This window comes from Pseudomonas sp. EA_65y_Pfl1_P113 (assembly GCF_963970525.1).
In the GTDB taxonomy this organism is placed as follows: domain Bacteria; phylum Pseudomonadota; class Gammaproteobacteria; order Pseudomonadales; family Pseudomonadaceae; genus Aquipseudomonas; species Aquipseudomonas tritici.
The window spans coordinates 1-22,559 of sequence record NZ_CAXAQM010000003.1 but is presented as its reverse complement, the minus strand read 5'-3'; the positions used below and the strand labels follow the sequence as shown (position 1 = coordinate 22,559).

The following is a 22,559-nucleotide window of genomic DNA, read 5'->3' as shown; positions in this document are numbered from 1 at the left end:
GCCGCGCGTCCATAACCTAGCATTTCTTATAGGTTTGGGCCTGGCAGTCCTTCGCCGGGGCGTGGCATTCTACTTGCAGCAAGTCGAGATTCAAATGAATTCGGGAGCAGAACGGATGCTGGCCAAGCTGACTGCCTTAAATCACCGTCTGATGCCGGGCAGGAGCCTGGATGAGCAGATGGACAACACATTCATCCTCGCCCAGCAGTTGGGTTTCGATGCACTGGTGTATGACTACACCCCGGTGCCAATCGACCAGGATGGTGCATTGATCACCCCCTCGGTGCTCGAACTGCGCAATACCCCGCCGGGCTGGCATAGCTTGTGGTGCAGCGAAGGGTTCTACCAGATCGACCCGGTGCAACACCTGGCTCTGAGCACGGTGTCGCCGTTTGTTTGGTCCTACGACATCAAGGCCGATACCCCACTGCAAAAGATCATCGATCCCTGCCACGCCCCCGTTTCATCCTATCTGCACGACCAACAACTGACCTGCGGCGTCAGCGTGCCCATTCACCTGCCCCGTGGCGGCTTCGCCTCGCTGACCGGCCTGCGTACCGGTAAAGCCGGCAACGTCCTGCAGGATGCGCAGCAGACCTTGTCGGATTTCAGCCTGATTTCCCACGCCCTGCAGGAAGCGGCCTACCCGCTGTTCAGCAAAGAGCTGCGCACTTACCCGCATATCCACCTGACCAAACGTGAACGCGAGTGCCTCAAATGGGCCGCCGACGGCCTGACCGCCGCTGAAATCGCCACGCAATTGAGCCGTTCACTGGCGGTGGTCACCCTGCACCTGGCCTCGGCAATGCACAAGTTGGGGGCCAAGAATCGCGTACAGGCGGTGGTGCGCGCCACCCATTACCGCCTATTGGAAGACTGACCCCTCGGCAAAACCTAGCTGTTTTGCTAGTTACTTAAACTTCTTCCACGCTTTATCGTGTGCCTGATCATTTTTTCAGAGCAGGTACGAAATGGAATTCATCGAAAAAATCCGCGAAGGGTATGCGGCGTTTGGCGCCTACCAAACCTGGTTCCGCGTCACAGGTGACCTCTGCAGCGGCCGCACGCCCCTGGTGGTTATCCACGGCGGCCCCGGATGCACCCATGATTATGTTGATGCGTTCAAGGACGTCGCCGCCAGCGGCCACGCCGTGATCCATTACGACCAACTGGGCAACGGTCGCTCCACCCACCTGCCCGAAAAAAATCCGTCTTTCTGGACCGTGGGCCTGTTCCTGGAAGAACTGAACAACCTGCTGAATCATCTGCAAATCAGCGATAACTACGCGATCCTCGGCCAGTCCTGGGGCGGCATGCTTGGCAGTGAACACGCGATTTTGCAGCCTAAAGGCTTGCGTGCCTTCATCCCGGCCAACTCGCCGACGTGCATGCGCACCTGGGTCAGCGAAGCCAACCGCCTGCGCAAATTGTTGCCCGAAGGCGTGCATGAAACCCTGCTCAAGCATGAAGCCGCCGGTACCTACCATGACCCGGAATACCTCGCCGCCTCGCGAGTGTTCTATGACCATCACGTGTGCCGGGTCAACCCGTGGCCGGAAGAAGTGGCGCGCACGTTCGCCCAGGTCGACGCAGACCCGACGGTGTACCACGCGATGAGCGGCCCAACCGAGTTCCACGTGATCGGCAGCTTGAAGGACTGGAAATCCATTGGCCGCCTGTCGGCGATCAATGTACCCACTCTGGTCATTTCCGGTCGCCATGACGAGGCCACGCCGCTGGTGGTCAAACCGTTCCTGGATGAGATTGCCGATGTGCGCTGGGCGCTGTTTGAAGATTCCAGCCACATGCCCCATGTGGAAGAACGCCAGGCGTGCATGGGGACCGTGGTGAAGTTTTTGGACGAGGTGTGTTCAGCGCAGTACAAAGAACTCAAAGCTGGCTAAATCAATGTGGGAGCTGGCTTGCCTGCGATGACCATAGGTATCTACACATTTTTGAGGACTGTGTTAAACCTGTGGCGAGGGAGCTTGTTCCCGTGGCGACCTGATAGTCGATCGAGCCTTATCAGGTGTAAATCGATCACAGTGTGGGAGCGGGCTTGCTCGCGAAGGCTATGTGTCAGGCGCTAGAGTTTTTTGGTCGGGGAACATATCCATTGCTGCGGTAACGGCCTCCTAGGGTTCCGCTCTTACAGCGGGTCACTTTTGGAAGGACCCAAAAGTAACCAAAAGGTCCTCGCCCCACCACTCGGCACCTCGCCCAGGCTCGGTGTGCCAGAACGCAGGCTTGAATCCGTGGGCCGCCGCAATGGGCCATCCTTGGCCCAGTGCGGCTAACCCGGCGTCCTGCCGTGTTACCCACGGATTCAAGCCTGCGTTCGGCCAGCGTGGTTGACGGGGCGCCTGAGATCAAAATCACAAGCCAGATCAAAAGCCAAAGCGGCATCGCAGCCAAATTTGGGTATCGACCAATATTTGTGTAGATACCTATTCTGCGATGACGGCGGTGAATTCACCCTTGCTATCTATCGCAGGCAAGCCAGCTCCCACACTGCCCCCCTGTTCGGCGTCAGACCTCGGTGGTTTCTGTCTTCGGCGCTTTCCTCGCCACATCCGCCACCAACGGAATCTCCTTACCCTCGGCATCAAACAATTTGCCGCCCCTGAAATAGTCCCCTTCACGCAGTGATGACACATCTCGGGCGCTCAAACTGCGGTCTGTGCCTGCCACAAACACCGACTGCTGGTCCGAGTTACCAGCGGTGAAGTGGTTGAACGCCAGGTTCAGCAGGATCGCCATGATCGCCGACGAACTGATCCCCGAGTGAAAGATGGTCGCGAACCAGCTGGGGAATTGATCGTAAAAACTGGGCGCCGCGATGGGGATCATGCCAAAACCGATGGAGGTGGCAACAATGATCAGGTTCATGTTGTTGCGGTAGTCCACCTTGGACAAAGTGCGGATACCACTCGCCGCCACGGTACCGAACAACACAATCCCCGCCCCGCCCAGTACGGATGTCGGCACCGCCGCAATCACCCGCCCCATGAACGGCAACAAGCCGAGAATCACCAGAAACAGCCCGCCCGTGGCCACTACAAAACGGCTCTTCACCCCGGTAACCGCGACCAGACCGACGTTCTGGGCGAAGGCGCTCTGGGTGAACGAACCAAAGATCGGCGCGAACATACTCGACAACATATCGGCGCACAGGCCGTTGCCCAAGCGTTTGGAATCGACCTTGGTGTCAATGATCTCACCCACCGCCAGGATGTCCGCCGAGGTCTCGACCAAGGTCACCATCACCACGATGCACATGGAGATGATCGCGGCCACATGGAAGGTAGGCATGCCGAAATGGAATGGCGCAGGGAAGCCGAACATCGGCCCCTGGGTCACCCCGGAGAAGTCAGCCATGCCGAGGAACACCGCGATCACCGTACCGATCACCATTGCCAGTAGGATCGACAAACGTGAAATGGTAGCGCTGCCGATTTTGCTCAGCAGCAACACCAGCACCAGGGTCAATGCCGCCAGGCCGATATTGGGCATGCTGCCGAAATCCGCAGCGCGACTGTTGCCGCCCATGGCCCAGCGCGCCGCGACCGGCATCAGGGTCAGGCCGATGGTGGTGATCACAATGCCCGTGACCAACGGCGGGAAAAACTTGGTAATCCGAGAGAACACCGGGGTTATCAGCAACCCGATAAGCGACGCGGCCATCACCGCCCCGAGAATCGCCGGTATCCCGCCGGCGCCATCACTGCCGACAATCGCCACCATGGTCGCCACGCCAGCAAACGACACGCCCTGCACCAGCGGCAACTGACACCCAAAGAACGGCAGGCCCAAGGTCTGCAACAGCGTGGCCAGGCCACCGGCAAACAACGATGCGGCAATCAACAAGCCGATATCCGCCGGCGACAACCCGGCCGCCTGGCCGACGATCAACGGTACCGCGACGATGCCGCCGTACATGGTGAGTACATGTTGCAGGCCGTAAGCCATGTTAGCGGCGACGCCGAGATTCTCATCTTCTGGCCGCTGCGGTGACGCCTTCGGGTTAGTCATGGTGAGGGGTTCTCTGTTTTTGTTGTGCGGTCACTGTATGCAATGTCCGGACTGGATGTCCATAGAGTTGTATACAATCACCCGAACAAGTTACCCTCCGCCGGCGTTACAAAAACAATTCGGCCGTGATGAGCCAGAACGCCAAAGGACCCAGGACAATGAAAAAGGCATTACAGGGCGCCACCGTTGCACTCACCCTGCTCGGCGGCGGGGAGGCCGTCGCGGTGGAATGGATGAACAACAGCGTAGGGTTTCGCTACGGCCAGCAGTTCACCAATCCGAATAACCCCAACGAATTCAGCAAGCGCATCTACAGCTTCACCCACGCCAGCGGCTACCGATACGGCAGCAATTTCCTCAACCTCGATGTGTTCCTGTCCGACAGCCGCGACCCGCGCAAGGGCACTGATCATGGGGGGAGTGAGGTGTACGCGGTGTACCGCCACCAGCTGTACGCATCGCGGGTATTCGATGTGCCGCTGGGTACCGGCCTGGTCAAGGATTACGCGCTGACGTTGGGCTTCGATGCCAACCGCAACAACAACTTCGCTTCAGCAAAAAAACGCGCGCTGGTGATCGGCCCCACCTTGAAGTTCAACACCGTCGGTGTGCTGGACCTGAGCCTGATGTACTACAAGGAGAGGAACCACACCGGCATCCCCGGTGCGCAGGAGTCGAACCACACCTTCGACGATACCTACATGCTCAACCTGACCTGGATGCGACCGTTCGAGATCGCCAATCACGCGGCGAAATTCCAGGGTTTTATCAATTATGTCGGGGAAAAAGGTGAGGACTACCACGGCCGCGACACCGCGCCCGAAGCCCTGATGCGCACGGCGCTGATGGTGGCGGTGCGACCGGGTAAGAATGTGAAGCCAAACCTGTATCTCGGGGTGGGTTACGAGTACTGGCATAACAAGTTCGGCGTGGACGGCGGCCGGGGTAGCCGCACATCGACGCCGACGGTGAATCTGGAAATCACCTTTTAATACCTGAAGCAATCCGATCAAGTGTGGGATCCGACTGTCACTTCAGGCTTGTGCCAGTGCCGAATTACCCTTTTTGGGCCGCGCCAACCAGTACCCCAACACCGCCAGCGGCGCGGTTGCCAGCATCACGATGGCGGTAATCAGGAGCGGCTGGTCGATCATCGATGACACGATCAAGCTGCCGAGAAAGCACAGACCCAGTTGCAGGGTGTTTTGCAGTGCCGCGGCTTTGCCGGAATTTTCCGCAAACGGCATCAGCGCATTCGCCACCACGATGGGGTAACTGGCACCGTTGACCAGGGCCATCAAGCAGAACGGCATCAGCAAGGTGGTCAGCGTCGGCACAGTCAAGGTGGCAACCAGGTACAGCGCCACCATGCTGATGCAATACGCCAGCAGCAACCATGGCAATAGCGTCTTGCCCTGAAAATGCTGCAGCGCGCTGCGGCAACTGTAGCCACCCACCAGAAACGCTAATGTGGGCAGCAGATAGCTCAGGCCGATGTCATTCGGGCTGTAGCCCATGTCGCCAAGGATGAAAGGCGAAGCCGTCAGCCAGGCGAAGAAGCTGGCCGAGCACGCGGCGAAGATCATGACGTTGCCGGTAAACACGCGAGAAGTCAGCAACTGCCCGTAGCCGAGGCGCGAAGGCTCGCTCTTCTCTGCCTGACCTTTCGGCACGGTGCGCAGGAACAATGTCGGCAACAGCAACAACAACGACACCCCCAGCAATACGCCGAAGATCGCCTGCCAGCCAAAGTGATTCAAAACCATTGCGCCCAACAGCGGCGCCAACGCCGGTGACAGCGACATCAGCGGCATGATGCTGGCGAACACGCGGTGAGCCTTGTCGGCCGGGTAACGGTCGATCACCAGGGCCTGCCAACTCACCGCGGCGGCACACACGCCAATCGCCTGCATAAAGCGCAGCGCCAGCAGTTGCGGCGCCGTCTCGACCCAGAACATGCCTGCGCAGCCCAGCACAAACAGGCTCAGGCCTGCGAGCAGGATCGGCTTGCGCCCCAACCGGTCCGACAGCGGCCCCCACAGCAACTGCCCCACCGCAAAGCCGGCGAGGAAAATACTCAAGCTGGCGCCCACTGCACCGGCGCCAATCTGCAACTGCTCGCCCATCGCGCCGAACGCTGGCAAATACATGTCCATGGCGAGATAACCGAGCATGCTCAGCCCCGCCAGATACCAAATGAAACCAAAAGAATTTTTCATTGAAGCCTTGTTAATCCTGCCATCAAACTATTTGCTGACTGGCGCCCATTATGAAGCTGACAGTTTCTGTGTGAAGCGATAATAATTGGACATTCTTATCAATAAATTTGAAGGCAGCCGCTATGTGGTCCGAATACTCCCTGGATGTTGTGGATGCCGTGGCGCGCCATGGCAGCTTCAGCGCCGCGGCCCAGGAGTTACACCGGGTGCCGTCGGCCATCAGCTACACCGTGCGTCAGCTCGAGGAGTGGCTGGCGGTGCCACTGTTCGTGCGACGCCATCGGGATGTAGAACTGACACCTGCCGGCCGTTTATTTATAGACGAGGCCCGGAGCGTGATGAAAAAAATGCTCGGCACGCGGCGGCTGTGCCAGCAGGTGGCCAACGGCTGGAGCGGCCAACTGAAGGTGGCGGTGGATTCCATCGTCAAACCCCAGCGTTGCCGACAGTTGGTATTGGATTTCTATCGGCAGTTTCCCGAGGTGGAATTGCTGCTGGAATACGAGGTGTACAACGGTGTGTGGGATGCCCTGGCGGATGAGCGCACTGACATCGTGATCGGTGCCACCAGTGCAGTGCCAGTGGCCAGTCACTTCACTTTCCGCGACATGGGCTTGTTGAACTGGCTGTGCGTGGTCAGCGCGCGGCACCCGTTGGCGAGCGTCGAAGGGTTGCTGAGTGACGACCAACTGCGCCCCTTCGCCTCGCTGTGCATGACCGACACCTCACGCAACCTGCCCAAGCGCGACACGTGGACCCTGGATAACCAGCGGCGTCTGGTGGTGCCGAACTGGGCCTCGGCGATCGATTGCCTGCGCGATGGCCTGTGCGTTGGCATGGCGCCGGCGCATCAAGTGCTGCCGTGGATCGAACGGGCCGAGTTGGTGGCGCTGCAATTGAGCCGGCCGTTTCCGGCCAGCCCGTCGTGTGTGGCTTGGGCGCAGAGCAAACTGTCCCCGGCCATGGCGTGGTTGTTGGAGTACCTGGGAGATACTGAAACCATGAATCAGGAATGGCTCAATGGGCCTGACCCAGTAACCGGGTGATGGCGCGCACGATCATCTCGACTTCCTTGGCATCCAGGGTCAGCGGCGGCAGCAGGCGAATGACCTTGCCCCGCGTCACGTTGATCAGCAGGCCGTGTTCCTGGGCCGCACGCAGAGCCAGGTCGCGGTAAGGACTGGCCAGCTCTATACCGATCATCAAACCCAGCCCGCGAATCGCCAGCACGTGCGAGTGCTCACTCAACTCCACCCGCAACCGCGCGAGCAAGCGCTCACCCTGCTGCGCCGCGTTCTGCAGCAAGCCTTGCTCCTCGATAATGTCCAGCACCGTGCAACCCACCCGACACGCCAATGGGTTGCCGCCGAAGGTGCTGCCGTGACTGCCCGGTGTAAACAATTGCGCCACGGCGGACCGTGCCAGGCAGGCGCCGATGGGTACGCCATTGCCGAGACCTTTGGCCAGGGTCATCACGTCCGGGAAAATGCCTTCATGCTGGCAGGCAAACCAGGTGCCCGTGCGGCCGATGCCGGTCTGGATCTCATCCAGCATCATCAGCCAGCCGTGGCGTGTGCAGTGATCGCGCAGGGCTTTGAGGTAGCCAGGCGGCGGCGGCAGTACGCCACTTTCGCCCTGGATCGGCTCCAGCAGGACCGCCGCGATGCGCGTGCCAAACGCTTTTGTGACCGCCTCGATCGCGGCGATATCACCAAAGCTCACCTTGAGAAAGTCCCCCGGCAAACGCTGGAAGCCCAAGCGCACCGATGGCCCATCGCTGGCGGCCATCGTGCCCAGCGTACGGCCATGAAAGGCATTTTCCATCACCACCACCAACGGCGCTTCGATGCCTTTTTTCCAGCCATGCAGCCGCGCCAACTTCAGCGCTGTTTCGTTAGCCTCGGCCCCGGAATTGTTGAAAAAGGCACGGTCCAGGCCAGACAACTGGGTGAGGCGCTGGGCCAGCTTCTGTTGCCAGCCAATGCTGTAGAGGTTGGATGTATGCAACAGCAAACCCGCTTGTTCGCTGATCGCCGTCACCAGCCTGGGGTGCGAGTGACCGACATTGGTCACCGCCACTCCGGCCACCGCATCGAGGTATTCGCGGCCCTGCTGGTCCCACAAGCGTGTGCCCAGGCCACGGGTAAAACTCAGGGCCAAGGGTTGGTAAGTGGTCATCAGGCAGGCGGCGGTCATGGTGCGGGCTCCAGTACTTCGTTGTGATGGCTGCAGTATCGTTAGCCACCTGGACTGGATAAACTGTGCATTCCTGCAATGACTTTAAACCAAGGCTTGATAATGGACCTGTTCCAGGCGATGTCGGTGTACGTTAAGGTGGTCGAGACCGGCAGCATGACCGCAGCGGCCCAGGCCTGCAGCATGTCGACCACCATGGTCGGCAACCACCTGCGAGCCCTGGAACAGCGACTGGGTGTCAGCCTGCTCAAGCGCACCACGCGCAAACAAAGCCTTACGGAATTTGGCGGGCAGTATTATGAGCGCTGTCTGGAAGTGTTGGGGCTGGTGGCCGACTCCGAGCAGCTCGCCGAGCAAGCCAACAGCGACATCCCCAAAGGCACCCTGCGCATCACCGCCCCACCCGTGTTCGGCACCGAACAACTTACACCGGCCTTGAGCGAATTTTCCCGACGCTACCCGCTGATCAACCTGTACGTGGTGCTGAGCAATGAGCGGATGGACCTGGTCGACAGCGGCTTCGATGTCGCGATCCGACTTGGCGAACTGGAAACCTCCAGCCTGATCGCCAGGCCGATGCAGGCCTACACCCTCACGCTCTGCGCGTCACCGGCCTACCTGGCGCGACGTGGCACGCCGCAGACGCCCGATGACCTTCGCCAGCACGACTGCCTGGCGTTCGCCTACCCGGCAAGTGACAACTGGCGCGACACCGACAAACTGTGGCGCATGACCGGCGAAGGCGTAGAGGTGGAGGTTCCGGTGTCCGGTTCATTGACCATCAACAGCTCGCAAGGCTTGCGCCAGGCAGCCGTCAACGGCATGGGCATCATCATGCTGGCCGATGCACTGGTGCAGCCGGATCTGGAGAGTGGCAAGCTAGTGGCCTTGTTAACCACTTATCGACTGCCCAGCCGCCCGATGCACCTGCTCTACGGTCAGGACCGTTATCGCTTGCCCAAGTTACGCGCCTTCGTCGATTTCGCTATGGAAAAGTGGGCACGCTAGAAGCCCACGCCCAACTCACGCAATCGCGCGGCAGTGCGCTCAGCCGATACGTGGTGGATACCTTGCCAACCGAGGGCGACGGCCGCGTCGATATTGCCGGCGACATCATCGATAAACACCACTTCAGCCGGCTGGATATTCGGTAGGTGGGCCCGTACCTGGCTGAGGCTGGCATGGTAGATCGCTGCGTCAGGCTTGATCATCTTCAGTTCGCCGGACACCACAATGTCGCGAAAGTACTGCAGGAACGGGTAATTGGCCCGTGCATAGGGGAACGTCTCGGCGGACCAATTGGTGAGTCCGAACAGCGGCATATCAACATGGTGCAACGCCTTGAGGATCGCCACGCCTTCCGGTAGCGGGCCGCGCAGCATCTCGTGCCAACGGTCGTAATAGGCTTGGATCAAACGCTCATGATCCGGGTACTGCTCGATCAGGCTGCGGGTGCCTTCAGCCAGTGTGCGACCGGCATCTTGCTCGGTGTTCCAGGCCTGGGTGCAAATGTGCTCGAGAAACCATTGCCGTTCGTAATCGTCGGTAATCAACTTGCGGTACAGGTGCTGCGGGCTCCAATCGAACAGGACACCGCCGAAATCAAAAACCACTGCGCGAATTGTCATACGTCCCTCCCCTGAGTGTGATGCGCCAGTCTCGCATGCCAGCGAAACCACGCCGCACGTAAACAAGCGTAGGACAGCTCTGATAATTTCACGGGTCGCGCACAGCAAAAAAATGGCGGAACTGATAAAAACGGCCAAGGACAGTGGCTATCACGTGCCACTCAATCCACTTTGGGAGAGAGAAGTGGTCGGTATCAAGCGCTCTGGTTTCACCCATGCCCAAGAGCGGCTGGCGTCAGCCTTTCGCCAAGGCTGACGCTCTGTGCGCTTACAAACAGCAGCCTCATAACAGGGTTATCGAGGCTGCTGTCTAAGCCGTCTTATGCCGAGATGAGACCGTTGATCTTCACGGTCGGATTGACGTCAGCGTCGTAGTCCACGCCGTCGATTTCAAAGCCGAACAAGCGCAGGAATTCAGCCTTGTAGCCGGCAAAATCGCTGATCTCGTTAACGTTGTCGTCGGTGACCTGGTTCCACAGTGCAGCGACGGCGTCCTGGACTTTAGGTTCGAGCTCGGCAAGGTCGGCACGCAGGCGGCCGTCTGCGTCGAGTTTCGGCTGGCTGCCGTACAGGCTGTCCTTGAACAGACCGTAGACTTGTTCGATGCAACCTTCGTGGGTGCCCTGCTCTTTCATCACTTTGAACAGTAACGACAGGTACAGCGGCATGATCGGGATTGCCGAGCTGGCCTGGGTCACCACAGCCTTGAGCACCGACACACGGGCGTCGCCCTTGAGTGCCGCAAGGTTGTCGCGCAGGGTCAGGACTTTTTTATCCAGGTCTTTCTTGGCTTCGCCGATGGAGCCGTTCCAGTAGATATCCTGGGTCAGCTTCTCGCCGAGGTAGGTGAACGCGGTGGTCTTGGCGCCTTCGGCAAGGACGTCGGCGTCACGCAGGGCGTCGATCCACAGCTGCCAGTCTTCGCCACCCATCACTTTGACGGTGCCGTCGATTTCTTCCTGGGTCGCAGGCTCCAGGGTGGTGTCGACCACAACGCCCTTGTCGGTGTTGATACCGCGCAGGGTCACGGCCTTGCCAATCGGCTTGAGGGTGGAAGTGTGCACCACGCCTTGCGGGTCGGTACGGCGTGGCGCGGCCAGGCTGTAGACGACCAGGTCGATCTTACCGAGGTCTTTCTTGATGGTTTCGATGGTCAGGCGCTTGATCTCGTTGGAGAACGCGTCGCCGTTGATGCTCTTGGCGTACAGGCCTTTTTCGACAGCGAACTTCTCAAACGCGGCACTGTTGTACCAGCCAGCGGAGCTCAGCTTGCCTTCTTCGCCTTCTTTTTCAAAAAACACGCCCAGGGTGTCGGCGCCGCAGCCAAACGCAGCACTGATACGCGCGGCCAGGCCATAGCCGGTGGATGCGCCGAGAACCAGCACCTTCTTCGGGCCGCCTTCGATGGCGCCGTGCTCAGTGACGTAGTCAATCTGTTCCTTGACGTTCGCTTCACAGCCTACAGGGTGAGCGGTCACACAGATAAAGCCACGAACCCGCGGTTTGATGATCATAAAATTTCTGCCTCTTCCAAGGTGCCGAAGGCCAGTGGTGGCCATTCAACTTCAATCGTACCGGTCTATGACGTCCGAAAAACCGAAGCGTCACGATAGTCGCAAATCTTCCGTTTACAAAATCCAATCCACACAGTGCAGCCAGTGTTAAAAACTGTGTAGAGCCTTAACAATTTCGCACTATTTAAAACGCCAACAGACGCCGAACGCCTTATCATGACGCAGCTGTTTCGATATGTGTCAAACACCCACCACTCGCGGCCACGGATCCGGACCTGTCGAATGGCGTCGTGCTGGATCTGAGTTAGATGAACAAGCCTGCTTTGCGTAAAAAGGCAGTATCGGTCGCCTGGGTATTCGGCGTGCTGCTGATTATTGATATTTTCCCCGAGACCACCCTGGTATTTCTCGGCCTGGTAGTGATCTGCGGCCTTTACGATTTACTGCGTAATGGCTTGTATGACGCGCCCTCGATGACACGGTAATGCATGCGTCTTTCAACAAAAACGATGCAAAGCGTTACTGCCTGCTTATCGATATTCTGCGGCCGACCCCGCTGCCCTTGGTTCTCAATGCGGTAATCGCTGGATTTGCCGGGATGGTCTTTACCCTGCGTCGGGTTTTCTACAAAAACTGGAAGCTGATTCAGTAAGTTCTGCGGCATTATGGTGCTGGACGGTGTTTGCGCTTGGCCTCGCGCCTGAGGTAAACATCCGTCTCGTGCGTTCGAATTCGGCGCCCACCATTCTCAAGCCATCGCGGCCCTGTGCGGGTGCGGTGGCTGTGCTTTCAAGGATTAAGAATGCCCCAACGTCAAGTCATCAATGCTTCCGTCAGCCCCAAGGGCAGCCTCGAAACCCTGTCCCAACGTGAAGTGCAGCAACTGAGCGAAGCCGGTTCCGGTAGCATCTACACCCTGTTCCGACAGTGCGCCCTGGCTATCCTCAACACTGGCGCGCACATCGACAACGCCAAGACCATTCTCGACGCCTACAAGGATTTTGAGGTTCGTATCCACCAGCAGGACCGCGGTGTTCGCCTGGAATTGCTGAATGCCCCTGCCGACGCATTCGTCGATGGCGAAATGATCGCCAGCACCCGCGAAATGCTGTTCAGCGCCCTGCGTGACATCGTCTATACCGAGAATGAACTGGACAGCCAGCGCATCGACCTGAGCAATTCCCAGGGCATCACCGATTACGTATTCCACCTGCTGCGCAACGCCCGTACGCTGCGCCCGGGTGTCGAGCCGAAAATTGTAGTGTGCTGGGGCGGGCACTCGATCAATACCGAAGAATACAAATACACCAAGAAGGTCGGCCACGAGCTGGGCCTGCGCAGCCTCGACGTGTGCACCGGCTGCGGCCCTGGCGTGATGAAAGGCCCGATGAAAGGCGCGACCATTGCCCATGCCAAGCAACGCATCACCGGCGGGCGCTATCTGGGGCTGACCGAGCCGGGCATCATCGCCGCCGAAGCGCCGAACCCGATCGTCAATGAGCTGGTGATCCTGCCGGATATCGAAAAGCGCCTGGAAGCCTTCGTCCGTGTAGGCCACGGCATCATCATCTTCCCGGGCGGCGCCGGCACGGCCGAAGAGTTCCTGTACCTGCTGGGCATCCTGATGCACCCGGACAACCGCGACCTGCCGTTCCCGGTCATCCTCACCGGGCCAAAAGACGCGGCCCCGTACCTGCAACAACTGCACGCATTTGTCGGCGCCACCCTGGGCGAGGCCGCCCAGGCGCACTACCAGATCATCATCGACGACCCGGCCGAAGTGGCCCGCCAGATGACCATTGGCCTCAAGGCGGTGAAGCAGTTCCGTCGCGAACGTAACGACGCCTTCCACTTCAACTGGCTGCTGAAAATAGATGAGGGCTTCCAGCGCCCGTTCGACCCGACCCACGAAAACATGGCAAGCCTTCAATTGAGCCATTCGCTGCCACCCCACGAACTCGCCGCCAATTTGCGCCGTGCTTTCTCGGGAATCGTGGCGGGTAACGTGAAAGACAAGGGCATCCGTCTGATCGAGCAGAACGGCCCTTATGAGATCCATGGCGACCCGGCCATCATGAAACCGCTGGACGAATTGTTGAAGGCGTTTGTAGCCCAACACCGTATGAAGCTACCAGGCGGTGCGGCGTATGTGCCGTGCTATCGCGTGGCGCAGTAAACCGCCGGTTTCAGTCATAAGTTGTAGCGCTTTAAGGGCTTTTTGGAGCGTGCAGGTGGCGTGAGTCGGGCTAAGGTTTTTACGTGTCCCGACTCACACACACCAGGGAGCAACCTATGGACCAACGGATCTTGTCCACCATCGATCCTTACCCTAAGGTGAGGAGCATCACGATGGAGATCTTCAACATGGCCACCGCCACACTTACTTCGAAAGGGCAAATCACCATTCCCTTTCAGGTCAGAACCGCCCTGGGTCTGGAAACAGGAGACCGCGTTGAATTCGTTGAAATGGAGGACGGTAAATTTTCCATCATGGCAGCGAGCAACACCGTACACGACCTCAAAGGCCTGATCCGAAAACCCGCCAACGCCGTCTCACTGGATGAAATGAACCGCGCCATCGCGGCACAAGGAGCGAAAGCTGGATGATCGCGCTGGATACCAATGAGCTGGTGCGCTACGTCACCCAGAATGATCCCGTCCAATCGCCCAAGGCATCCGAGCTGATCTAATCGCTCACCACCTTTTCACCAGGTTTTGTCAGTTTGGTGTCCGTGGTGGAACTGGTGTGGGTTTTACAAAGTTGTTACCCGTCAGCCAAGAGTGATGTGGTAACTGTTCTGGAAACGCTGTTGCGCACCCGTGAGTTGACCATTGAGCACGCTGAGATCATCTGGCAGGCCCTGCGACGTTTCACGGCGAGCAAGGCCGATTTTGCGGACTGCCTGATAGAACGCTGTGCCCATGCCGCTGGCTGCGAATATACCGCCACCTTTGATCTGAAGGCTGCGAAGGCGGCAGGCATGAAGCGACTGACCTGAGGCTTGCCGTTGCAGCGGCACTCAGGTCAAAGCGAACGCTATAAAGAGCCGGGCACCGAACAACTAAGCTCGGCGCTGTTGCGCGAGGTTCGGCTGCCAGGCACCAGGACGCCGATCCAGCCAAGGCTCAGCGAACCCAACCACCGCCCTGCCAGTGATACCCATCATTACGTTGCACCCAGTGTGGATGCACATAGCGGTAACCCTCGCGTACCGGCTCCCAATGACCATGTACCGCGACGTAGCGCCCACCTTCCCAGCGCCAGTAACCACGTGACCATACATAGCCGTAGCGCACGGGCGGTTCGACCTCGACCACCTGCACCGGCGGCGGTTGCGGCGCAACGACTTCCACATACTCACGTTGAACCGGCCTGCGCTCATGCACCACGCGCTCTTGCACACACCCGGATGCGGCGACAACCATGGCCGCCAATGCGGCATAACGTAGCAACATATATACCCCTCGGGCGCTGACGCCCAAACACCTGCAAAATTGAAAATGCCCCCTTTTCCAGCCGCTCTCCTGATCGGCCATGGGTATTTTTTAACAGGTAGTGTCTGTCAGGTTGCTGAACCTGAGGATGTTGCGCTTATCAGCGCAGACGAAAGGCACAGTGCGCATTTACCCCCCTGAAGTCGGGCCAAAACGCCCCAGCACAGCCTCGACAAAACCTCGCAACTTAGCAGTACGTTGCCGATTCGCGGTGTAGACCAAATGCATGGCCCGGCTGGGCGCGTCAAAGTCCGGCAGCACCCGCACCAAGTCGCCCCTCGCTAACGCCGTACGCAGGAAGTCTTCCGGACCGAGCACAATGCCGAAACCATCCAGGGCGGCCGACATCAACGCCCTGCTTTCGTTGATCTGCAAGCGGCTGCTTACCTGCACGTTGTGCGGCACAGCGCCTTCGTAAAACACCCATTTAGCCACTTCATACCTTCACTGGAGCAAGCACATGAAGATTGGCGTGATTGGAGCAGGTTTTATCGGGCGTGCCCTGGCGCAGTTGGCACTGGCGGCCGGGCACGAAGTGATGTTGAGCAATTCCCGTGGCCCACAAACCATGAGCAGTGTGCTGAGCGGCATACTTGGCGTAAAAGTGGGCAGTGCAGACGATGCCGCACAATTTGGCGATGTGGTACTCGTGGCGATTCCCCTGGAACATTACCGCAGCGTACCTGCGCAGTGGTTAGAGGGTAAAACGGTGATGGACGCCAACAATTACTATCCCGACCGCGACGGGCATATCCCGGAACTGGACCGTTTTGAAACCACCACCAGCCGGCTGCTTGCTGACCATTTGCCGCACTCACATGTAGTGAAAGTGTTCAATGCGATCTTTGCGCCGGACCTGACGCAAGATGCCCGCCCTCACGGTGCACCTGACCGCCGCGCACTGCCGGTGGCAGCGGATGACGCGACGGCCAAGGCACGCGTGATCACGTTGCTCGATGAGCTGGGTTTCGATGCCATAGACGCAGGTGGGCTGGACGAAAGCTGGCGGTTTGAGCGAGCCAAGCCTGCTTATTGCATCCCGCTGGACCAGGCTGGTTTAAAGGCAGCGTTAGCGGCGGCCGAACGTACGGTTGAACTGCCTGCGGTCGAGCGAACCCAGCGCCACCCATAAACACCCGACCACAAAAAAGCCCGCTGACCGTAACCGGTTCAGCGGGCTTTTTCTTAGCCGTTACTTACAGCGCCAGGTCAGACGCTGGCTTGCTCGGCTCAGCCGCAGGCTTGGCAGCCTCGGTCGCCTTTGGAGCAGCCGCTTGCGGAATCACAGGCGGTGTAGGCAGTTGCAGGACACCGGCGGTGTAGGCCCATTCCTTGGCAACCGCTTCTGGGCTGTCGTTCAGCTTGGTGCCGTAGCTCGGTACGATCTGGTGCAGTTTGGCCTGCCACTCAGGGGTCGCAACCTTGTCCTTGAACACTTTCTGCAGCACGGTCAGCATGATCGGAGCCGCGGTCGACGCGCCTGGCGATGCGCCCAACAGGCCCGCGATGGTGTTGTCGGCAGAGCTGACCACTTCGGTTCCGAGTTTCAGGACGCCGCCCAGCTCTTCGTCACGCTTGATGATCTGCACGCGCTGGCCGGCCTGCCACAGGCGCCAGTCGGATTGCTTGGCGTTCGGGAAGTACTCTTGCAGCGCCTTGAAGCGGTCGTCATCCGACAGCATCAGTTGACCAGCGAGGTACTCGACCAGCGGGTATTCACGAATACCGACTTTGGTCATGGGCCAGATGTTGTGGGTGGTGGTGCTGGTCAGCAGGTCCAGGTACGAGCCTTCTTTGAGGAACTTGGTGGAGAAGGTCGCGAATGGGCCAAACAGGATGACGCGCTTGCCATCCAGCACGCGGGTGTCCAAGTGCGGAACCGACATCGGTGGCGCGCCAACCGAAGCCTTACCGTAGGCCTTGGCCATGTGCTGCTCGGCGATGGCCGTGTTATCGGTCACCAGGAACGAGCCGCCCACCGGGAAACCCGCGTATTCCTTGGCTTCAGGAATGCCCGACTTTTGCAGCAGGTGCAGTGCACCGCCGCCAGCGCCGATGAACACGAACTTGGCGTCGGTTTCAGTCTTGGTGCCGTCTTTCAGGTTTTTGTAGCTCACACGCCACGAACCGTCGGCGTTCTTGGTGATGTCCTGCACTTCGCTCGACAGTTTCAAGTCAAACTTCGGCGTGGTTTGCAGGTGGGCGACGAACTGGCGGGTGATCTCGCCGAAGTTCATGTCGGTACCCAGCGGGCTCCAGGTGGCCGCGATTTTCTGGTTCGGGTCACGCCCTTCCATCATCAACGGAACCCACTTGGCGATCTGCGCCGGGTCTTCGGAGTACTGCATACCGGCGAACAGCGGGCTCGCTTGCAGGGCTTCGTAGCGTTTTTTCAGGAACTTGATGTTGTCATCGCCCCACACAAAGCTCATGTGCGGTGTGGAGTTGATGAACGAACGCGGGTTCTTCAGCACGCCCTGCTGGACCTGCCAGGACCAGAACTGACGGGAGATCTGGAACGCTTCGTTGATCTCGACCGCTTTCGGGATCTGAACGACGCCGCTGCTGTCTTCCGGGGTGTAGTTCAGCTCAGCCAGGGCCGAGTGACCGGTACCGGCGTTGTTCCAGCCGTTGGAGCTTTCTTCGGCAACGCCATCAAGGCGCTCGACCATTTCCATCGACCAGCCCGGCTCTAGCTCATTGAGCCATACACCCAGGGTCGCACTCATGATGCCGCCGCCGATCAGCAGCACATCGACTTTCTTTGCCTCTTCCGCATGAACGGACGTGATCCCCATCGACAAAGCCAGCCCCAGCAGGGCAGTGTTTACTTTTTTAAACATCAGTAGCACCTATGATAAAACGCCATCCGCCCTACTGCCCCTGAGTCTTCAAGGTCGCAGGGTGGGCACACAAGACCGACGTATCGACCTTACTTTTAGTCCCTTCTGCGCTGACTTCTTATCATTATTGGCTTCAGCTACCTGGGCGACAGCCAATCACTGGGACGTATACGGATGTACGTACCCAGGAAAGGCTAGACCAGGACGGCGCGCAGAATATCACGGCAAACAGCGTTTATGCGCCGTTTGGCCAATTGACAGCTCTAAATCGAGGGTTTTAACGCAGCGGTGTCAAGCGTGGCAGGCGCGACGTGGAGTCACAGGGCAGGAACTCTCACGCAAACGGCTGTTCTAGACACCTTTGTCGCTGCTTGCGTAGCATCGGCGGCTGTCCTTCGTGCGTTCCAGCCAAACAGAGTTACCCATGACTATCCAGCAAACACACGGGCACGTGCTACCCGCGCGCAGCGCCGCCAAAATGGAAGCTGCCATGGCCGTGGGCGCTTTCGCTATCGGTACTGGCGAATTCGCCATCATGGGCCTGATGCCGGACATCGCCCACAACCTGAACCTCAGCGAACCGCAAGTCGGTCACGCCATCAGCGCCTACGCCCTCGGCGTGATGGTCGGCGCGCCACTCCTCGCCATCCTCGGCGCTAAATTGCTGCGCAAACACATGTTGCTGTTACTGATGGCCCTGTACGCCCTGGGCAACCTCGCCACCGCCTTCACCCCGACCTTCGGCTCACTGATCGCCTTCCGCTTTATCAGCGGCCTGCCCCACGGCGCCTACTTCGGCATTGCCGCCGTGGTGGCTTCAAGCATGGTGCCCAACGACAAACGCGCCGGCGCAGTCGCCCGCGTAATGATGGGCCTGACCCTCGCCATGCTGCTGGGCAACCCCATCGCCACCTTTCTCGGCCAACACCTGGGCTGGCGCTCCGCGTTCGCGCTGGTCAGCGTGATCGCCCTATGCACCATCGCGCTGGTCTGGCAATTCGTCCCCCACCGCCACGACGAACAACGCAGCGACCCGCGCAAAGAATTGCGCGCGTTTACCAAACCCCAGGTGTGGATGGCCTTGTCCATTGGCGCCATTGGTTTTGCCGGGATGTTCTGCGTATTCAGCTACCTGGCGCCAACCATGCTCGAAGTGACCAAAGTATCGCCGCAGTGGATCCCCTTCGGCCTCGCCGCATTTGGCGTGGGCGGCATCATCGGCAACATCGCCGGCGGCAAGCTGTTCGACCGCATGCAGTTTCGGGCGGTGGGTTTGATATTGGTTTGGTCGATGGCCGTGCTGCTGTTCTTCCCCTTCGCGGCGTCCTCGCTATGGGGCGTCCTGCTGAGCATGGGCCTCATCGGCACCATGGTGGCCCTGGCTGCGCCGCTGCAAATCCGCCTGATGGACATCGCGCACGAAGCCCCGAGCCTGGCGGCGGCGTCCAACCATGCGGCGTTCAACCTGGCGAATGCACTGGGGCCGTGGTTGGGTGGGATGGCGATTACGTCTGGGTTGGGGTGGACGAGCACCGGGTATATCGGCGCGGTCACCGCACTGGTCGGGCTGGGCGTTTACCTGATAGCGCGACGGATGCAGGGTGGGCATTGAGGAACGATCTCGTAGCCTGGCTGATCCTATGGCCGATAGCTTAGGTTAGGGGCGCAGCAGCTTGGAGCGAACCAGTGTAGCGTCGCTCCGAACCCACCAGGTAAGAGTCATTCCCATCTTGCATTTGCCGCACAATTTCGCGGGCGTATTTTGTTTTTTTCTCTACAATTCCGGAACGTAATTAAAGGAATTTTTCGTGAGCAGTCCAACGCATTCAAACGACCGCCCCAACGATGATGAAATTGATTTGATTCCACTTATCCAAGCATTGTGGGCAAGCAAGATTACGATTATCGCCACAACCATCGTGGGCGCCGCTGCTTCATTAGCGCTTTACGCCTCGTCACCTGAACAGTGGACGGCCAGCACTTACATTACTAAGTCATCCTTGTACGATTTATATAAAAAAGTGAACGAAAAGGACGCTCCAGCCAAAACAAGCCGGCTGTCGCTGGAAACCAAACTGTACAGCACCATACAAAACGATGTTTTCTTTTCCGCCATGGGTATCATGGCAGCCAATTCCATTACCCTGAAAGACACCCCACCCAAGTCAGGTGGAAGTGAGCCCGTTCTTTATATCGTCTCCACCACTGCGACCACGGCAGCGCTGGCTTCATCCCAGCTGAAATCCGCCATGGATAACGCCAACACTCAAGCCATAGCACTGAACCTGCCGGTATTGGCTGCGGGCAATACGCTAAAGGCATTCACTACCCTGGATGAAATCAAAACGTCCACCACTAAGAACACCAAAAAGTATGCCTTCCTGGGTGCCTTTTTAGGGCTGATACTCGGAAGCGTCTTTGTACTAGGCAGGTTTTTTATTCGGCAGTACAAGCAGTCAAACTGATGGAAGGCTGTATTACAGAAACTCTGTCGATCAGGAAATAGCCAGCGCAGACCAGCAGGGAAGTGGAATAACGGCCTTAAGCCATTATTTCGCCGCGCACGGTTTTTTCACGGCAATTTTTTTGATGAGGTCGCGAAAAGCCCAGGACTCATACAGGCACGTCAAGATAAAAAGGCCAGCATCAGTGGCCATTTAAACTCTGTTCAGGCAATGTTCAGGTTGGATCCAATGGCGCCAGCCTGTAATATCCTTGTCATATTAATGATATGACAAGGACGTGTTTTGAGCTTTCCCGACAGCAGCGTGCTCCAGAACTTCCCCTCTACGCTCAACCACCGCAACGCCACGATCTTCATCACGGAGAGTGCCGACGACAGCGCCCAGCAGGCGATTCAAGACCTGATCGACACTCACTATGAGCTCAAAGATCGCGTCAGCGCCCCGCTGAAAGGGATGGAGAATGACCTGTTCGCCAAGTCCCAACCGCTCGACAGCCTCAAACCAAAACTGAGAGTGACATTCGGCCGCTCAAAGCGCGACGGCACATTCGACTGGCCAGTCGAAGAAGTCATCAACACCCTCGGCGCACAGAAACGTGGCGCTCCGGTTGCTGGCCTGTATGGCTTCGGCTACAGAAAGTCGGCATTGGGTTTGATCCAGGAATTCTTCATCTTCACCCAAATGCTGGATGGCTACCTCAACGGACTGGAATGGCTCAAGAAGGAGCGCGACATCCAGAGCCTGATCAGCGCTTCTTTCAAACTGCTGCACTGCCTGCACGGCAAAGGCGTGGTGCACATGGATTTCTGGGCCAACAACGTGATGATCAACTTAGAACAGCCCACTCTCGCCAAGGCCATCGACCTGGAAAACTGTTTCCTCACTCCTTCGGATTTCCTGAGTGAGGTCCTGGCCTTTCAATTCGGATTCTTTTATCGGCGGGAAATCTTTCGGTTCGTGATCGAGGAGGATTACGACCGGATGGTAGTGGACGAGTTGGCCAAATATGCGGGCGTTGATCAGGAGCGTTTTGACGAGGTGTACGCAGCAAGCAAACATGAAAATATCAGCCGCCGAGCACGGCGCGAGATTTTCCATAAAGGAATCGTCGTGACGAGCTAACGCAATTAACTGCTGTCGACAAACTGGCTCTGTTTCCGGAAACAGCCTCCCCGACAGCTGACATGCATCCCTGATAAACTGCGCCCCATTCGCCACGTTGACTCAGATTCCCAATGCCCCTACAAACCGCTCCCCTCTGCCGCCGCTTCTCCGTCGCCCCCATGATGGATTGGAATTACTAATCCTGTAGGCCACGTATTCCTTGCTCTACAGAGCCGGCCTGAAAGCTGCGTACCACTTTCGTACCAACACTACTTCCAAGCAGTGACGCCATGCTCCTCACGACAGGCGGCAATCGGCCAAAAGCAGCCGGTCACAACCGACGGAGAACAGCCAAAAGCGCATACTCATGACCGTCCGTCATCCTCTCTAAGCAGACGCGTAAGTGAACGGCTCCAGCAAAATTTGAGGTTCGACCCACAACCTTAAACCGTAGGGAATTACCGAATACCCGTCGTATCGCCCAGTGAAAGTATTCGAAGCTGCAAACTCCAAGAATTTACCGCGCTTGTCATCAACAACGCGGATACCGGGGCATCCAAGCATTGTGTATTTGATAATGGGGTTTGGTAGTGAAGCCTCACTCACCTGAATTTCCACATCTGAATGATATTGCCAAATTGTCAATTTCAGTCTGACAGTACCTTGCTCGATAACGTAACAGTGTGATGTTTCGAACTCATCCAGGGAGGGGAAGACGCCGAGTACGGCGATGAGATCAAAAGGATCCCATGTTAAGAGGGGCATAAAGCATCCTTTGCTGACATCACGGTGAATTTGATCCCATTCTAATCATCAGCCCTCTGTAACGCAGTTTTTCTCCAAGACTTCTTGGCCATAGGCAGGGCGATTTTTCGCAAACCATCACCAAACGAACATTTACGATCTGGAGGACTCTACGGTTTTTTCCCTCCGTCCGCTCTGGGTCGATCTCTGCCTGTCGCGAGGGCCGTAATTGACCCAGTGCGGATGCCCAGACATTCAAACCAAACGAGTAGATAATCGACTGCTATTACAGCCATTTCCAGTACGTATGAACAACGAA

General features: G+C 58.1%; 20 protein-coding genes and 3 pseudogenes. 14 read left to right on the top strand and 9 right to left on the bottom strand.

What is annotated here, in order from left to right; genetic code table 11:
* Window positions 1-115 precede the first annotated feature (115 nt).
* Both AACY52_RS03965 and AACY52_RS03960 read left to right on the top strand, forming a co-directional pair.
* Window positions 116-880 carry a LuxR family transcriptional regulator gene (locus AACY52_RS03965; RefSeq protein WP_065889502.1) on the top strand — a complete coding sequence of 255 codons (765 nt, stop codon included), beginning with the start codon at window positions 116-118 and terminating at the stop codon, window positions 878-880.
* A gap of 91 nt (window positions 881-971) precedes the next feature.
* Entirely contained in the window at window positions 972-1,904 is a 933-nt protein-coding gene (locus AACY52_RS03960) for a proline iminopeptidase-family hydrolase (RefSeq protein WP_339414835.1), read from the top strand.
* A 625-nt stretch (window positions 1,905-2,529) separates the two neighbouring features.
* On the opposite strand, the gene AACY52_RS03955 is transcribed toward AACY52_RS03960, so the two are convergent.
* A complete protein-coding gene (locus AACY52_RS03955) occupies window positions 2,530-4,032 on the bottom strand; it encodes a nucleobase:cation symporter-2 family protein (protein WP_339560269.1) in 1,503 nt (500 codons plus the stop codon).
* 158 nt (window positions 4,033-4,190) lie between these two features.
* Here AACY52_RS03955 and AACY52_RS03950 point away from each other — a divergent pair, with 158 nt between their 5' ends.
* Window positions 4,191-5,024 carry a nucleoside-binding protein gene (locus AACY52_RS03950; RefSeq protein ID WP_339428397.1) on the top strand — a complete coding sequence of 278 codons (834 nt, stop codon included), beginning with the start codon at window positions 4,191-4,193 and terminating at the stop codon, window positions 5,022-5,024.
* A 42-nt stretch (window positions 5,025-5,066) separates the two neighbouring features.
* On the opposite strand, the gene punC is transcribed toward AACY52_RS03950, so the two are convergent.
* On the bottom strand, window positions 5,067-6,251 hold the full coding sequence (gene punC, locus AACY52_RS03945; RefSeq protein ID WP_339414838.1) for a purine nucleoside transporter PunC: 1,185 nt from the start codon (window positions 6,249-6,251) through the stop codon (window positions 5,067-5,069).
* A 122-nt stretch (window positions 6,252-6,373) separates the two neighbouring features.
* On the opposite strand from punC, the gene punR reads away from it, so the two are divergent.
* Entirely contained in the window at window positions 6,374-7,297 is a 924-nt protein-coding gene (gene punR / locus AACY52_RS03940) for a DNA-binding transcriptional activator PunR (protein ID WP_339560268.1), read from the top strand.
* Here punR and AACY52_RS03935 read toward each other — a convergent pair.
* On the bottom strand, window positions 7,269-8,447 hold the full coding sequence (locus AACY52_RS03935) for an aspartate aminotransferase family protein (RefSeq protein WP_339437157.1): 1,179 nt from the start codon (window positions 8,445-8,447) through the stop codon (window positions 7,269-7,271). The genes punR and AACY52_RS03935 overlap by 29 nt on opposite strands.
* A gap of 102 nt (window positions 8,448-8,549) precedes the next feature.
* Here AACY52_RS03935 and AACY52_RS03930 point away from each other — a divergent pair, with 102 nt between their 5' ends.
* The gene (locus tag AACY52_RS03930) at window positions 8,550-9,455 is read left to right on the top strand and encodes a LysR family transcriptional regulator (RefSeq protein ID WP_339560267.1); all 906 of its coding nucleotides are present in this window, start codon (window positions 8,550-8,552) and stop codon (window positions 9,453-9,455) included.
* Here the strand turns inward: AACY52_RS03930 and AACY52_RS03925 are convergent.
* A complete protein-coding gene (locus AACY52_RS03925) occupies window positions 9,452-10,075 on the bottom strand; it encodes an HAD family phosphatase (protein WP_339506741.1) in 624 nt (207 codons plus the stop codon). The two genes, AACY52_RS03930 and AACY52_RS03925, sit on opposite strands and share 4 nt — an antisense overlap.
* Before the next feature lie 320 nt (window positions 10,076-10,395).
* Entirely contained in the window at window positions 10,396-11,589 is a 1,194-nt protein-coding gene (gene fabV / locus AACY52_RS03920) for an enoyl-ACP reductase FabV (protein ID WP_065874890.1), read from the bottom strand.
* A 308-nt stretch (window positions 11,590-11,897) separates the two neighbouring features.
* Between fabV and AACY52_RS32190 the strand changes: the two genes are divergently transcribed.
* The 5 genes and pseudogenes from AACY52_RS32190 to AACY52_RS03900 all read left to right on the top strand — a co-directional run bounded on the left by AACY52_RS32190 (window position 11,898) and on the right by AACY52_RS03900 (window position 14,588).
* A complete protein-coding gene (locus AACY52_RS32190) occupies window positions 11,898-12,074 on the top strand; it encodes a hypothetical protein (protein ID WP_370467911.1) in 177 nt (58 codons plus the stop codon).
* A pseudogene (locus AACY52_RS32185) lies at window positions 12,062-12,241 on the top strand (beta-hydroxylase); the annotation flags it as partial. The gene AACY52_RS32190 and the pseudogene AACY52_RS32185, both read left to right, overlap by 13 nt.
* A 150-nt stretch (window positions 12,242-12,391) precedes the next feature.
* Window positions 12,392-13,765 (top strand): nucleotide 5'-monophosphate nucleosidase PpnN, encoded by a 1,374-nt coding sequence (gene ppnN / locus AACY52_RS03910; RefSeq protein ID WP_339414844.1) that lies wholly within the window; start codon window positions 12,392-12,394, stop codon window positions 13,763-13,765.
* A gap of 173 nt (window positions 13,766-13,938) precedes the next feature.
* The gene (locus tag AACY52_RS03905) at window positions 13,939-14,196 is read left to right on the top strand and encodes an AbrB/MazE/SpoVT family DNA-binding domain-containing protein (protein WP_339414845.1); all 258 of its coding nucleotides are present in this window, start codon (window positions 13,939-13,941) and stop codon (window positions 14,194-14,196) included.
* A pseudogene (locus AACY52_RS03900) lies at window positions 14,193-14,588 on the top strand (PIN domain-containing protein). The gene AACY52_RS03905 and the pseudogene AACY52_RS03900 overlap by 4 nt, the downstream one beginning before the upstream one ends.
* Window positions 14,589-14,715: 127 nt before the next feature.
* Here the strand turns inward: AACY52_RS03900 and AACY52_RS03895 are convergent.
* Window positions 14,716-15,045 carry a hypothetical protein gene (locus AACY52_RS03895; RefSeq protein ID WP_339414846.1) on the bottom strand — a complete coding sequence of 110 codons (330 nt, stop codon included), beginning with the start codon at window positions 15,043-15,045 and terminating at the stop codon, window positions 14,716-14,718.
* Between the two features lie 168 nt (window positions 15,046-15,213).
* Window positions 15,214-15,513, bottom strand: a pseudogene (locus AACY52_RS03890) (LysR substrate-binding domain-containing protein); the annotation flags it as partial.
* Between the two features lie 31 nt (window positions 15,514-15,544).
* On the opposite strand from AACY52_RS03890, the gene AACY52_RS03885 reads away from it, so the two are divergent.
* Window positions 15,545-16,216 carry an NADPH-dependent F420 reductase gene (locus AACY52_RS03885; protein ID WP_339428393.1) on the top strand — a complete coding sequence of 224 codons (672 nt, stop codon included), beginning with the start codon at window positions 15,545-15,547 and terminating at the stop codon, window positions 16,214-16,216.
* A gap of 64 nt (window positions 16,217-16,280) precedes the next feature.
* On the opposite strand, the gene mqo is transcribed toward AACY52_RS03885, so the two are convergent.
* Window positions 16,281-17,927 (bottom strand): malate dehydrogenase (quinone), encoded by a 1,647-nt coding sequence (gene mqo / locus AACY52_RS03880; RefSeq protein ID WP_339414848.1) that lies wholly within the window; start codon window positions 17,925-17,927, stop codon window positions 16,281-16,283.
* Between the two features lie 424 nt (window positions 17,928-18,351).
* Here mqo and AACY52_RS03875 point away from each other — a divergent pair, with 424 nt between their 5' ends.
* From AACY52_RS03875 to AACY52_RS03865, 3 genes are all read left to right on the top strand, one after another.
* Window positions 18,352-19,539, top strand: coding sequence for an MFS transporter (locus AACY52_RS03875; RefSeq protein WP_339560266.1), 1,188 nt, complete (start codon window positions 18,352-18,354; stop codon window positions 19,537-19,539).
* Window positions 19,540-19,735: 196 nt separating this feature from the next.
* On the top strand, window positions 19,736-20,392 hold the full coding sequence (locus AACY52_RS03870; RefSeq protein ID WP_339560265.1) for a Wzz/FepE/Etk N-terminal domain-containing protein: 657 nt from the start codon (window positions 19,736-19,738) through the stop codon (window positions 20,390-20,392).
* 282 nt (window positions 20,393-20,674) lie between these two features.
* Window positions 20,675-21,514, top strand: a complete 840-nt coding sequence (locus AACY52_RS03865) for a hypothetical protein (protein WP_339560264.1) — start codon at window positions 20,675-20,677, stop codon at window positions 21,512-21,514.
* 369 nt (window positions 21,515-21,883) lie between these two features.
* Here AACY52_RS03865 and AACY52_RS03860 read toward each other — a convergent pair whose 3' ends face one another.
* Window positions 21,884-22,261 carry a hypothetical protein gene (locus AACY52_RS03860; RefSeq protein ID WP_339560263.1) on the bottom strand — a complete coding sequence of 126 codons (378 nt, stop codon included), beginning with the start codon at window positions 22,259-22,261 and terminating at the stop codon, window positions 21,884-21,886.
* Window positions 22,262-22,559: the final 298 nt, after the last annotated feature.

What these genes read in the sequence shown, in the direction of transcription:
- punC (WP_339414838.1), bottom strand. Translation starts at nt 6,251, where the DNA reads ATGAAAAATTCTTTTGGTTTCATTTGGTATCTGGCGGGGCTGAGCATG.
- AACY52_RS03930 (WP_339560267.1), top strand. Translation starts at nt 8,550, where the DNA reads ATGGACCTGTTCCAGGCGATGTCGGTGTACGTTAAGGTGGTCGAGACC.
- AACY52_RS03905 (WP_339414845.1), top strand. Translation starts at nt 13,939, where the DNA reads ATGGAGATCTTCAACATGGCCACCGCCACACTTACTTCGAAAGGGCAA.
- AACY52_RS03885 (WP_339428393.1), top strand. Translation starts at nt 15,545, where the DNA reads ATGAAGATTGGCGTGATTGGAGCAGGTTTTATCGGGCGTGCCCTGGCG.
- AACY52_RS03875 (WP_339560266.1), top strand. Translation starts at nt 18,352, where the DNA reads ATGACTATCCAGCAAACACACGGGCACGTGCTACCCGCGCGCAGCGCC.
- AACY52_RS03950 (WP_339428397.1), top strand. Translation starts at nt 4,191, where the DNA reads ATGAAAAAGGCATTACAGGGCGCCACCGTTGCACTCACCCTGCTCGGC.
- AACY52_RS03960 (WP_339414835.1), top strand. Translation starts at nt 972, where the DNA reads ATGGAATTCATCGAAAAAATCCGCGAAGGGTATGCGGCGTTTGGCGCC.
- AACY52_RS03965 (WP_065889502.1), top strand. Translation starts at nt 116, where the DNA reads ATGCTGGCCAAGCTGACTGCCTTAAATCACCGTCTGATGCCGGGCAGG.
- mqo (WP_339414848.1), bottom strand. Translation starts at nt 17,927, where the DNA reads ATGTTTAAAAAAGTAAACACTGCCCTGCTGGGGCTGGCTTTGTCGATG.
- AACY52_RS03935 (WP_339437157.1), bottom strand. Translation starts at nt 8,447, where the DNA reads ATGACCGCCGCCTGCCTGATGACCACTTACCAACCCTTGGCCCTGAGT.
- AACY52_RS03895 (WP_339414846.1), bottom strand. Translation starts at nt 15,045, where the DNA reads ATGTTGCTACGTTATGCCGCATTGGCGGCCATGGTTGTCGCCGCATCC.
- AACY52_RS32190 (WP_370467911.1), top strand. Translation starts at nt 11,898, where the DNA reads ATGAACAAGCCTGCTTTGCGTAAAAAGGCAGTATCGGTCGCCTGGGTA.
- ppnN (WP_339414844.1), top strand. Translation starts at nt 12,392, where the DNA reads ATGCCCCAACGTCAAGTCATCAATGCTTCCGTCAGCCCCAAGGGCAGC.
- punR (WP_339560268.1), top strand. Translation starts at nt 6,374, where the DNA reads ATGTGGTCCGAATACTCCCTGGATGTTGTGGATGCCGTGGCGCGCCAT.
- AACY52_RS03955 (WP_339560269.1), bottom strand. Translation starts at nt 4,032, where the DNA reads ATGACTAACCCGAAGGCGTCACCGCAGCGGCCAGAAGATGAGAATCTC.
- fabV (WP_065874890.1), bottom strand. Translation starts at nt 11,589, where the DNA reads ATGATCATCAAACCGCGGGTTCGTGGCTTTATCTGTGTGACCGCTCAC.
- AACY52_RS03925 (WP_339506741.1), bottom strand. Translation starts at nt 10,075, where the DNA reads ATGACAATTCGCGCAGTGGTTTTTGATTTCGGCGGTGTCCTGTTCGAT.
- AACY52_RS03860 (WP_339560263.1), bottom strand. Translation starts at nt 22,261, where the DNA reads ATGCCCCTCTTAACATGGGATCCTTTTGATCTCATCGCCGTACTCGGC.